General features: G+C 50.2%; 15 protein-coding genes. 1 reads left to right on the plus strand and 14 read right to left on the minus strand.

What is annotated here, in order from left to right:
• Positions 1 to 46: 46 nt before the first annotated feature.
• The 9 genes from HYT76_06630 to HYT76_06670 all read right to left on the minus strand — a co-directional run bounded on the left by HYT76_06630 (position 47) and on the right by HYT76_06670 (position 6,717).
• A complete protein-coding gene (locus HYT76_06630) occupies positions 47 to 340 on the minus strand; it encodes a nucleotidyltransferase domain-containing protein (protein MBI2083229.1) in 294 nt (97 codons plus the stop codon).
• Entirely contained in the window at positions 337 to 750 is a 414-nt protein-coding gene (locus HYT76_06635; GenBank protein MBI2083230.1) for a nucleotidyltransferase substrate binding protein, read from the minus strand. The genes HYT76_06630 and HYT76_06635 overlap by 4 nt, the downstream gene beginning before the upstream one ends.
• Before the next feature lie 79 nt (positions 751 to 829).
• A complete protein-coding gene (locus tag HYT76_06640; GenBank protein MBI2083231.1) occupies positions 830 to 2,476 on the minus strand; it encodes an NAD+ synthase in 1,647 nt (548 codons plus the stop codon).
• Positions 2,473 to 3,486 (minus strand): CoA transferase, encoded by a 1,014-nt coding sequence (locus HYT76_06645; protein ID MBI2083232.1) that lies wholly within the window; start codon positions 3,484 to 3,486, stop codon positions 2,473 to 2,475. Before HYT76_06645 ends, HYT76_06640 begins: the two co-directional genes overlap by 4 nt.
• 1 nt (position 3,487) lies before the next feature.
• Positions 3,488 to 3,808, minus strand: a complete 321-nt coding sequence (locus tag HYT76_06650) for an SCP2 sterol-binding domain-containing protein (protein MBI2083233.1) — start codon at positions 3,806 to 3,808, stop codon at positions 3,488 to 3,490.
• 8 nt (positions 3,809 to 3,816) lie between these two features.
• Positions 3,817 to 4,038, minus strand: coding sequence for a DUF2752 domain-containing protein (locus HYT76_06655; GenBank protein ID MBI2083234.1), 222 nt, complete (start codon positions 4,036 to 4,038; stop codon positions 3,817 to 3,819).
• A gap of 122 nt (positions 4,039 to 4,160) precedes the next feature.
• Entirely contained in the window at positions 4,161 to 4,535 is a 375-nt protein-coding gene (locus HYT76_06660; GenBank protein ID MBI2083235.1) for a DUF4870 domain-containing protein, read from the minus strand.
• Positions 4,536 to 4,545: 10 nt separating this feature from the next.
• Positions 4,546 to 6,315, minus strand: coding sequence for a long-chain fatty acid--CoA ligase (locus tag HYT76_06665; GenBank protein MBI2083236.1), 1,770 nt, complete (start codon positions 6,313 to 6,315; stop codon positions 4,546 to 4,548).
• A 21-nt stretch (positions 6,316 to 6,336) separates the two neighbouring features.
• Positions 6,337 to 6,717: a YraN family protein gene (locus HYT76_06670; GenBank protein ID MBI2083237.1), complete on the minus strand. Its 381-nt coding sequence runs from the start codon at positions 6,715 to 6,717 to the stop codon at positions 6,337 to 6,339.
• A gap of 34 nt (positions 6,718 to 6,751) precedes the next feature.
• Between HYT76_06670 and HYT76_06675 the strand changes: the two genes are divergently transcribed.
• On the plus strand, positions 6,752 to 6,943 hold the full coding sequence (locus tag HYT76_06675; protein ID MBI2083238.1) for a 50S ribosomal protein L28: 192 nt from the start codon (positions 6,752 to 6,754) through the stop codon (positions 6,941 to 6,943).
• On the opposite strand, the gene HYT76_06680 is transcribed toward HYT76_06675, so the two are convergent.
• From HYT76_06680 to HYT76_06700, 5 genes are read right to left on the minus strand one after another with little or no spacing between them, the layout of a single operon-like run.
• On the minus strand, positions 6,944 to 9,097 hold the full coding sequence (locus tag HYT76_06680; GenBank protein MBI2083239.1) for a bifunctional (p)ppGpp synthetase/guanosine-3',5'-bis(diphosphate) 3'-pyrophosphohydrolase: 2,154 nt from the start codon (positions 9,095 to 9,097) through the stop codon (positions 6,944 to 6,946). It lies immediately after the preceding gene.
• Complete coding sequence (gene gmk, locus HYT76_06685; GenBank protein MBI2083240.1) at positions 9,094 to 9,672, minus strand: guanylate kinase; 579 nt, start codon at positions 9,670 to 9,672, stop codon at positions 9,094 to 9,096. The genes HYT76_06680 and gmk overlap by 4 nt, the downstream gene beginning before the upstream one ends.
• 7 nt (positions 9,673 to 9,679) lie before the next feature.
• Positions 9,680 to 10,528: a YicC family protein gene (locus tag HYT76_06690; GenBank protein MBI2083241.1), complete on the minus strand. Its 849-nt coding sequence runs from the start codon at positions 10,526 to 10,528 to the stop codon at positions 9,680 to 9,682.
• 12 nt (positions 10,529 to 10,540) lie between these two features.
• A complete protein-coding gene (locus HYT76_06695; protein MBI2083242.1) occupies positions 10,541 to 11,203 on the minus strand; it encodes an FHA domain-containing protein in 663 nt (220 codons plus the stop codon).
• On the minus strand, positions 11,204 to 11,743 hold the full coding sequence (locus HYT76_06700; GenBank protein MBI2083243.1) for an OmpH family outer membrane protein: 540 nt from the start codon (positions 11,741 to 11,743) through the stop codon (positions 11,204 to 11,206).
• Positions 11,744 to 11,783: the final 40 nt, after the last annotated feature.

Here is an 11,783-nt window from a genome sequence, read left to right on the forward strand (position 1 = left end):
CTGCTGCAGCACCGACACGTCGTAACCATTTGGGGTTATTTTCTTCTCAGGAAATGATTTCATAATTTTTCTCGATCACCTTGCGAAATTCATCGCTGACCCTGTTCCATTCTACCAGATCGACCCGAATCGGCAGGTCCGATTTCTCAAACGCCTCACGGAGACGACTCAATGTTTTGAGGTCAAGGGGGTGATCGGCAACGACGGCGAGATCAAGGTCGGAGTGGGGTTTTGCGGTGCCGGTGACTCGCGAACCAAAGACCCGAACCTCATATCCAGGAATCACATCGGCAAGGATCCGACGGACTGCTTTGAGGTCATGGGGGGACAGATCAATCATGCAGTCTTTGATTTTAGTCTTTGCAGCAGATCCTGGGCATCCCGCAAGAATCCCTTCGCCCCTTCGTAAACGCGTTCGGCCACGGCACCATCGTAGGTGTGAACCGTCAGATTCCGCTTCTCAAGATAACCAAACCACGCATTAGGATCACGAATCAGGCCCTGTTCAAATCCGACGCGAAAGAGCTGCTTCGTCGTGAACCCATCAACTTTTTCAAGGCTGTAGTTTTCGAGATAACGCTTCAGCAGTTTCCAGGATAATTCAAAACTAAACTCAAAAGCCTGGATCACCGCAGCCCGGAATTGCTCACGCAACTCGTTGTCTTTTTGACTTTCGATGGAGGCAAGATACTGAAGGCCTCTCTCAAGCTGATTCAACGCCTTTTCAAGCGGGGTAAGGATTAATTTCATGGCCCGGTTTTACGAAAAAGATTGGCCCATGTCGAGCTTTTCCGCGAAGACCCACGCCCAGGCAAGCCATCCTCCAAAGTCAAACCTTCCTCGCGATCGGATAGCGCCGACCGATACCGAACGCCTTTGAAGTGACCCGAATTCCAAGGGCTGCTTGACGGCGTTTGTATTCATTGCGGTCGACATTTCGAAGGACCCACCGGACGGTCTTGCGCGGAAATCCCGACGCCACGATCTCGTCCTCCATCCTGTGTTCCTCGATGTAGGCCTTCAAGATCTTGTCGAGGATTTCATAGGGAGGGAGTGTGTCTTGATCGGTCTGATTCGGTCGGAGTTCCGCCGTCGGGGCCTTTGTAAAAACGCGCTCAGGGATAATCTCTCTCTTTCGATTGATCCAACGAGACAGATCATAAACCATCTGTTTCGGGAGATCCGAAATCACCGCAAGTCCGCCGCTCATGTCTCCATAAAGCGTGCAGTAACCGACAGCGAGCTCGGATTTATTCCCCGTGGTGAGAGTCAGGTATCCATCACGATTTGAAAGCGCCATCAGGAGATTGCCACGAATCCTCGCCTGCAGATTTTCATCGGCAACGTCCGGCTGTTTTTTAAGACGACTGAATTGCCGTCGATAGCTGTTATAAATCGAAGTGATTGAGATTGTCTTCATGGAGATTTTGAGTGTGGCGGCCAATCGACGTGCATCCTCCACGCTCTCTCGGCTCGAATACGGGGACGGCATGATAACCCCCAGAAGATTTCGTCTCCCCAACGCCTCAGCAGCGAGCACAGCGGTCAATGAAGAATCGATTCCGCCGGATAAGCCGAGTACTACTTTTTTGAAACCGCACTTTCGGACATAGTCACGAATCCCAAGAACCAGAGCATGGTAGACAGATTCCAGATCATCTTTTTCCTCGAATCCCCCCACCCCCCCTTTGACAAAGGGGGGCAAGGGGGGATTTTTCATATCAACAACAACCAAATCTTCAGCAAACGCCCTTCCTTGCCCGATCACTTTGCCCTCGGCATCCACAGCCAAACTTCGACCATCAAAAACGAGTTCGTCATTCCCTCCGACCAGATTGACGTAAAAGAAAGGGCGGCGGTTCCGAACCGCATGAGCCCGGATCATCTCACGACGGAGTTTCTCTCGACCGATTGAGTAGGGAGAACAGGAAAGATTGAGGCAGAAATCAGCACCGGCTTTCACCTGTTCCGCGATTGGATCCCGCTCATAGAGTGGTCTCTGCCAGAATGATTGGGCATTCCAGGCATCCTCACAAATAGAGATGCCGATTTTGGCACCATGCCATTCCCAAAGCCCAACTTTCTGGCCCGGGGCAAAATAGCGCCCCTCATCAAAGACATCGTAGGTGGGGAGAAGCATTTTGACATAGCGCCCTTTCAACTCGCCGTTCTCAAAAAGGGCACAGAAATTGAGGAGCCCTTTGCCCCCCTCTTTTTTGTTCCGATCGAGATAGCCGACAATCACACCGATCCCCTGCGAAAGACGGGCAATCGACTGAAGCGCCTTCAAGTTCGCATCAATAAAACCGGGGTTCTCAACCAGATCGCGTGGAGGATAACCGGTCGTCGTCATCTCGGGAAAGGCGATGAGCTCGGCTCCCAAGTCCTTTGCCTTTTGAATCTGGCGGGCAACCTTGCGAACGGTTCCCTCAAAATCACCGACTGTCGTATTGATTTGGGCTAGCGCAATTTTCACAGTACCCCCGCCTTCTTTAGCTCTCTCATTCTCTTCTTGCTGTAACCCAACCTTCTCAAGACTTGTCGGTTATCACGCCCCATAGGGGGCAGATGCTCCCCACTCTTCCTCAAACCACAAGCCTCAGTCACGCTCAGAACCGGCGAGAGACAGAAGTCATGACTTTGCGACAAACGCCCCCATTCCCTCGCATTTTTTTGACGAAAGATTCTCTGTAAATCCTCCTGATCCCATCCTTGCGTTATCCCAATCTTCTTTCCCAACAGCCTGGAGAAGTTTCGAATGAACTTCGGCTCTAGCGCCGCAAAGGCGATATGTTTTTTATCCCTCGTTTTATAGACACCGTAATTAGGGAGTCCACGCAGAGGGGCGGATCCCCCTTCCGATTGGTAGAGACTGGCAAGTTCCTCTCCTGCCTCCATCATCGATGTCTGAATCCATCGGCCCCGTTTCCTGAACTCTCTCTCATAAAGCGCGCTAAGAATCAGAAAAGCGGCGCGATAGCCAGCGGCCAAATCCACAACTTGAAAATCCGGAATAACCGGCTCCCCTCGTTGGTCCGTAATCAAAGAAAGAAGACCCGAGAGTGCGAGATAATTCAGGTCATGCCCGGCAAGACGATTTTTTTGCCCGGCCCCGGTGATCGAGCACAAAATGATCTTTCGATTCCATTTTTGAAGAACGGGGAAACCAATCCCCAATCTTTTCAAAGTCCCCGGTCTAAAATTTTCCAGAACGACATCGGCCTTTTGAACAAGTCTCCGAAAGATATTTTTCCCATCCTGCTTGGAAAGATCGAGCGCCATGAACTCCTTGCCTCGATGAAGTTCCGCAAAATGTCCAAGTTCTACAAACTCATGTCCGCCGGTCAAGGCACGATAGTAGTCGCCAACTCCCGGTTGTTCGATTTTGATGACACGCGCCCCCTGTTTGGCCAAGAGGAGTGAAGTAAAGCCTCCGGGAAGGAGGCGGGAGATATCGAGAATGACAATGCCGCGGAGAGGTTTCACCCTACAATATCTTCTGAAGCTTGAGTGCAAGACCCATATTCCCTTGGACCTTTAATTTACCGGTCATAAAGGCCAGTTGGGGATTGAGTTTTCCTTCAAGCAATTTTACAAAATTTTCATCGGACATCTTGACGGTGCAGTTTGCCTTGCCAGAGGCCCCTTTCTTGACCTTGCCACCTGGCACCGTCAGATCGAGTGTCCAGACGCCACCACTATCGCCAGTAATCTCAAATTCATAGACCGCATTAATCCCGGACAATGTTTCCTTTCTCTTCTCCAGATTTTGAGGAACCGTTTTTTCAAAATACTCTTTTGGGGTCATGGAGCCTCCTAACCGAACAACCTGCCAATCCACTGGATAAAAATCAAGGAGAGAAAAAACTTTCCGGCCAGTGGTGAGCGTCTCAAGAAAAGAAAAAAGAAGACGACAAGGGGCCAGATCGGGAATGAAGCGAATGACTCACTCCACTTCATCTGAAGGGCATACCATAAAGCATGCAGGAACCCGCATCCAGGACACGGCAGTTCTAAAAAGAATCTAACGAGACACATATACAAAAAGGACTTTGAGAAAGGTCTCAGCTACAAGGCGGGCTGAGGAGGCCGACTGAGGCGTACTTGAGTGGTACGCCGCAAGGAGTGGCGACGAAGCCAACGAAGTAGATGAGCCTTTATCAAAGTCCAGCTTTTTTTTCAGCAAAATCACCAAGGTACGGAATCTTCCACCGTTCTCCTTGATACGCCTTCACCAGACAAATAAGCCAGAGGATAAAGGCGGCAAGTCCGACGAGGGGAGAAAACCAGTGAACGACCATCCCCAAAAACCCGATCAGCTTCCCCATGATGATGGCGAGGATATTGAGAGCGATGGAAACAACGATGTATCCCACAGAGAGGACAGTCGCCTGCCAGGCATGAAACTGAACATCGCGATTCTCCTTCTCCACCAGCATCATCACAATGCTCGTGATCGGGGCGCAAAGATAACAAATGGCGCTGGCAATATTGGGAGCAAGCCCCGTTCCTTTTGTCGATCCTGACTCTGGCATAGAACCTCCTCTATTCTTGATACAATTTTGCGAGAACCTCTTTATACTTTTCACTGACAAATTTTCTTTTGACCTTCAGGGTTGGGGTTAATTCCCCTGTCTCCTGGGTAAAATCGCTCTCCAATATGACGAACTTTTTGATCGTCTCATAAGAGGCGAGATTTTTGTTTTTGTCTTCAATCGCCTGTTGAATCAGATGATAAATTTTTGGGTGAATCGTAAGCTCTCTGAACTGTTTGAATTGAATCCCCGTATTTCGCGCATATGTCTCGACCACCTCCTGATTCAGCGTAATCAGCGCAGAGAGGTACTTGCGCCGATCTCCATGAACCATCGCCTGACTCACATACGGAATCGTCTTCAGAATATTCTCCAGATTCTGCGGGGCGATATTTTTTCCACCCGCCGTAACAATAATATCTTTCTTCCGATCGGTGATTGTCAAAAAGCCATCCTCGTCAATCACCCCAATATCGCCACTATGAAACCACCCATCTGGCGTGAGAACCTCACGACTTGCCTCGGGGTTCTTGTAATAACCCTGAAAAACCTGATCCCCACGAATCAGGATCTCTCCATCCGGCGCAATTTTTTCTTCCAAGGCATAAACGGGTCGTCCGACCGTCCCGAATTTATAAGAGTCAGGGGTGTTGCAGTTATTGGCGGCGGTCGTCTCTGTCAGACCATACCCTTCAAGCACGAGGATCCCGGCAGCGTGGAGAAATTCCGCAATCTCCTTCGAAAGCGGGGCCCCTCCCGAAATGGCGTAACGAAGCCGCCCCCCCAATCGTTTCTTCATCTTCTGAAAAACAAGCAGCGTCGCCAGCTCACGCTTCAAGAAAAGCGATGGGCCGATCCTCTTTTTTGCCTGAAGTCTTCGGCTGGCTTGCTGACCAACCGCTACAGCCCAGGCAAAGATCGCCTTTTTCAGAGGTGAACCTGCCTGAACCTGGGCTTGCACCCTCTCATAAACCTTTTCGAAGATCCTGGGAACACTGACAAAGAAATGCGGCCGTGTCTCTCCCAGATTATCAATCAACTTGTCGACGCTCTCGGCATAGGCATGAACAAAACCCTGGTAAATCTGATAGAACTGGATCACACGCCCGAGGATGTGCGCCAACGGAAGAAAGAGCAGCCCGACATCATCGGTCCCCATCGAGACGAGTCGACAACAGGCCTCACTGGAAGCGACAAAATTCCGATGGGCCAGCATCGCCCCTTTTGGCGGACCTGTCGTCCCGGAGGTATAGACAAGACTGCAGAGATCTTTTGAACGAATCGTATTGATTCCCTTTTCCCAATCATCCCGGGTAAGACTCCCCTTCTTCTCGATCTCGGTCAAGGTTGTGATTTTTTCTCCCCGTTTTTGGCCAGTTATCAAGATCACCTTCTGAATCTTCGAGAGGCCGGAGAGCCTCTGTTCTATCTTCTCAAGTTGATTCAGATCTTCCACAATCACGATGACCGCATCGGAATCTCCGAGGATATAGGCGGCCTGTTCCCCGGTATTCGATTGGTAGATCGGAACAGTCACCGCTCCGACGGAAAGAATCGCGAGATCACAGAGGGTCCACTCAGCCCTCGTCTTGGAAAAAATAGCGATCTTGTCTCCTTTCTTGACCCCAAGGGATAAGAGTCCACGAGCGACGGCAAAAACCCTCTCTCCCGCTTGTTGCCAAGAAATATCCTTCCAGATCCCTTCTTCCTTATATCGAAAGCAAGGTTTCTTCCCAAGGCGTTCTGCATTTTTTAGGAAGGCTTGGAGAATATTTTCCATGAACAAAATGACGCTATAAAATTAATAACCCCAATTCAATTCAAAAATGTCGTTAATCAACTCGCACCTCACAGGACCAGAGCTGGCATCGATCACGACCAAGGCGAAGCGTCCCGTCTGACTCCAAATCTTTTTCTTAGAAACATAGTGCTGCGCGACACGCGAGATGTGGCGCTGTTTTGAATAGGAAATGAGCTCTTCGGGGGCTACCTCCTGAAAGGAATGACGGCTCTTCACCTCGATGAAGAAAAATTCGTTGTCACGAGAGGCGATCAGATCGATCTCGCCTAGCCGACAGCGGTAGTTACGTTCAAGGATTGTAAATCCTTGTTCTTTCAGGAACTTCGCAGCAGTCTCCTCCCCCTCTCGCCCAAACTTTTTCTTGTAGAAATCGACTTGCATTGAGACCCAGTTCTTGTTACCCCATGGACCCATTATGGCAAGAGCTTGCTTTTATTGTTCAAAGGGGAGGATGGTTGGCCACAACGTCAGCCATGCCAATAACAAAACCCCGAAGATCTCGCTGCCCAACGTCCATCGGGTTCATGCAATCATCAAGGGGACCGTCCGCCATGTGCTTGCCTGTACCCGCTGCATCCGCTCCGGCGCCGTTCAAAAGGCTGCCTGATCACTCCCTGACACGATCAACAGAGATCACCCCACGAACTTTTTGAAGGGATTTCATCAGTTGGTGAAGGTGATTCAAGTCCTTGATCCCCACCTCAAAAGTATTGATCGCCTTTTGATCCTCAATGCTGTGGCAAGAGGCACGCGAAATATTCACGCCAACAGCGGAAATCGATTGGCTGATATCAGCCAGGATCCCAGGTTTGTCGACACAGACCACACGGATCCGTGTCGTAATCGGCGTCTTCTCCTTGAGGTTCCAGGAAACGGTAATCCGCCGCGCCGGATCCGAGGCCAAGACCCGACTGCAGGTCGCCGAATGAACCTTGACCCCCTGACCACGCGTAATGAATCCGACAATGCTGTCTCCGGGGATAGGATTACAGCACTTTCCTAAAGAGACGAGGATGTCATCGTACCCATCGACATTCACAAGGGCCCGTGGCTTTTCAAAGGCCCTCTTGAAGAATTTTCCAATCCCAAACCCCTTCTCGGCCTTTTCTTTTTCTTCCAATTTTTCCGGAGGGAGCAGCGCCGACAAGACCTGATGAGCGGTGATTCGACCGTAGCCGATCATTGTTAACAGGTGATCAAGATTTTTTAATCCTTTCTCCTCCATGAATTTTTTGATCTCACTCCCCTTCGAGACAGTCGGGTAATCAAGACTGAATCGTTCAAGCTCCCTCATCAGGATTTCATGCCCGAGCGACGTGGCCCGCTCCCGCTGCTCCTCACGAATGAACTGACGGATCTTCGCCTTCGCACGAGAGGTTCGAACAAACTTGAGCCAATCCTTGGACGGCTTGTGTCCCTGGCTCGTCCGAACGTCGACAGAGTCACCACTCTTTAATTGATAACGGAGCGGAACCATCCGCCCATTCACACGCGCCCCGACGCATTGATGCCCAACATCGGTATGAACCGCATAGGCAAAATCGACAGGGGTCGAACCCCGCGGGAGCTCCTTCAGATCCCCTTTGGGGGTGAAGACATAAACGTCCGACGCAAAGAGATCGAGCTTGACGGTATCCAGATATTCTGCCGGATCCGACAACTCCTTCTGCCACTCCATAAAACGACGGATCCAACGAAACTTGACCTCATCTTTGATGTCGATTTCGCCCCCTTCTTTATAATTCCAGTGAGAGGCGATCCCCATTTCGGCAATCTCATCCATTTCTTTGGTGCGGATCTGAAACTCCACCCGCTGCCCTTGGGGTCCAACGACTGTTGTGTGAAGAGACTGATAATTATTCGTTTTGGGCATCCCGATATAATCCTTGAAACGACCTGGAACCGGACGCCACAGGGAATGGATAATACCGAGCGCCTCATAGCACTGAGAAATTGTGGGAACGACAAGCCGGAAGGCGATAAGATCGTAGACCTGGTCGAATTCGATCTGCTGTTCCTGCATCTTCTGATAAATACTGTAGGGTTGTTTGAGCCGTGTCCTGATTTCCAGTTTCAGATTGTATTCTGCCATTTTTTCTAAAACGATTTTCTCGATCTGTTCGATAAAAGAGCCGCTCTTTTCCTTGAGTTCTTGGACCTTGCTGTTCAAGTCTTTCCAGACATCCGGTTTGAGATGCTTCAGACAAAGATTGTCGAGCTCACCCTTGATCCCCTCCATCCCCAAGCGACCGGCAATCGGCGCGTAGATCTCAAGAGTCTCTTCCGCAATCCGGATCTGTTTTTCCTCCGGAAGATGCTCCAGGGTCCTCATATTATGGAGGCGATCGGCCAGCTTCACGAGAATCACACGAATATCCTCTGCCATCGCCATAAACATTTTTCTGAAATTTTCTGCCTGACGCTGTTCTTTGGAGACAAAGTTAATTTTGGAAAGCTTCGTGACGCCATCAACAAGTCTTGCGATCGCAGGACCGAAAAGATCACGGACCTCTTCGATCGTTGCCAGAGTATCCTCTACGGTATCGTGCAAGAGCCCTGTCGCGATCGAAGGGGCATCCAGATGCATCTTGGAGAGAATATCAGCGACCTCCAGCGGGTGAACGAGATAAGGCTCCCCTGAACGACGAAGCTGTCCATGATGAACCTTCGCCGAGTAGACATACGCCTTTCGAATCAGATCGAGGTCGGCTTGGGGATTGTAGCGGTGAATATCATCGAGAATATTTTCAAGGCGAATCATTGAGTGCTCTCCGCCCGCCGCTCCTGAATAATCCGCTTCACCTCGGCTACGGCGTGGTCAAGATCATCATTTATGATAACATAATCAAATTGGTCTTGCTGCTTTAGTTCTTCCTCGGCCGCCGTGAGCCTTCGACGCAAGGATTCGTCTTTTTCTGATTTTCGCCCTTTAAGTCGCTGTTCGAGAATATCATGGGAAGGAGGCCTTAGAAAGATGAGACAACTCTCAGGAAAATCACGCTTGATCGTCAGGGCTCCACGCGTATCAATGTCAAAAAGGAGATCCTTGCCGGCACGGATCGCCTCTTCAAGGAGCCGTCTCTGGGTTCCATAAAAAAAACCATGGAGCTCCTGCCATTCATACAGCTCACCCTGTTCACGCATTTTAAGAAATGTTTCCTGATCAACAAAATGATAATCGATTCCTTCCCTCTCTCCCGCTCTTTTTGGCCGAGTTGTTACGGAAATAGATCCGACGATCCCTACAAGTTCGGAGAGAATCCTCTTACAGATGGTGGTCTTACCCGTCCCCGAAGGGGCCGAGATCGCAAAGAAAATCCCTTTTTTGGAAACCATGCCTCATTCACTCAACGTTTTGAATCTGTTCGCGTATCTTTTCGACTTCCGCCTTGAATTCAATCACCCGATGAACTGCTGTCGCCCCCTGGATCTTGGACCCGATGGTGTTAATCTCCCGAAAGATCTCCTGAGCCAGAAAATCCAGCTTTCTCCCGATCGGTTCTGTCGTCCGAAGCGTCTCATGAAACTGGTGGAGATGGCTTCGGAGCCTCACAATCTCCTCGGTGACATCCGACCTCTGGGCAATAGAAGCAGCCTCCCCCACCACTCTTTCGCTTGGGACAGTCCCCATCTGCTTCATCCGGACCGCCAAACGTTTTTCCTGCTCACCCTGGGAACGACGGGCATCGCGCTCGAGTTGATTCACCAAAAAATTTAACCGGCTCAGACGATGACGAAACCACTGGATCAGATTTTTCCCCTCTCGAGCCCGCATCTTCTCAAGTCCTTCCAGGGCCTGCTGAACAACCTGCAAAAGTTTTTTCCGTGCCTCTCCATGATCCTCTTGAGCAAGGGGCTGCTGGGCGTAGAGGCTACGAAAGGCTAGGACCTCGGAGAGTCCGATCTTCCCTGAAAGACCGAGCTCCTTTTGGATCTGACTCAGCAGTTGATAACAACGTTTGGCCAGCTCCTTCTCCAGGCGATCACGATCGACAGACTCTTCCTTGATAAAAACATCAAACTTCCCACGCGAGCATCGACGGCGAATGGCGGTCGCCACATCCTGCTCAAGCAACGCAAAACGCCCCGGCAATCGGATATTCGTCTCCAGATAACGATGATTGACGGAGCGGATCTCGGCCTTGATATGGGAAAGACCAACCCGCCCTTTCGCCGAACCATGTCCAGTCATTGATAACATAATTTATTCCTCGAGACGTAATTTGGTCGAACCAAGTGCGACGATATCCCCTTTTTTCAGAAGCTTCGATTCAATCTCCACCCCGGCAACGAAGGTCCCATTCTTGCTCACAAGATCGAGGATACCGACTCCCGATTCTCCGTAAAAAATCATCGCGTGCAAACGTGAAATCGCATCGTCCTTGAGATAGATATCTTTTTTCCTCCGAAAAGTCCCGAGGGTCTCTCCCTGTGCCTCCCTCGTTTTCCCCTCTGTCGAAGCTCCTTTTTTGTATTGACGGGCAATATAATTCATCACCAGCTTTTTGGAAAAATCATCGAGGGTCACGGCGGATTCAACACTCATGACCTTCGTCTTTTCAGCATCATCCAAAGAACGCCCGACCGCTCGGCAGGTCCCGTAGTCAACCTCTATCACTTCTCCCTTGTTGCTCCCCTCCACAATAGTAAACCTGCGGGGCGGGTAACCTTCCGAAATCTCCTCTCCAACCCCTCCCCTCTCAGAGTCCGAGTCCGCCTCTTCAGGCAAGAGAATAGGAACCCCTTTACGAATCGGATAGGTCAGATGACATGAGGAACAGACAAGCCCCTTTCCACCTGCCCCGGACACTAATCCTCCTTTGCATCGAGGACAGGCCAAAATAGAAAGAAGCTCTTGGGAAATCATTTAATTCGTCTTTAGCGGACCTTTAAAGCGTTTGTTGTAGAGATCTACCACACGGCCCGTCAGGTCTTCCTGACTTTCGGCATAGAGAACGGCATTCTGGGAGGTTTCGACAATGAGGGCATACCCCTCTTTTTTCCCGATCTCGCCGCAAATCTCCCTCAGATTTTTAATAATAGCCCCGGTAAACTGGGCCTCTCGCTGGGCAATTTCATTTCTGTAATCCATGAAACTTTTTTGGAGCTCCATATATTTCTGTGAAAAACTCTCCTCCTTCGATCTCATATCCGCCTCAGAGGAGACGAGTCGCTGTTTGTCGAGCTCTTCGCGAAGTTTCTTGAGCTGGTCCTGTTGGAGATCGAGCTTTTTCTGCTTCGCCTCAAAATCCTTCTTGAGCTCGTCCTTCGCCTTCTTCGCCTGATCGACCTCATTAATGGCCCTTTGAAAATCAACAACGGCGATCTTCAGCGCCGCTTCAGCAAAGGCGTTCTGAAAGAGAAGTGAGAAGACAAGCAGTGATCCAATAAGGATTGGTTTGCGCATGACTAGTTCCTCCTAAAGTTGGGTTACACCTTTTATATAG

This window comes from Deltaproteobacteria bacterium, assembly GCA_016180845.1.
Taxonomy (GTDB): Bacteria; UBA10199; UBA10199; order JACPAL01; family JACPAL01; genus JACPAK01.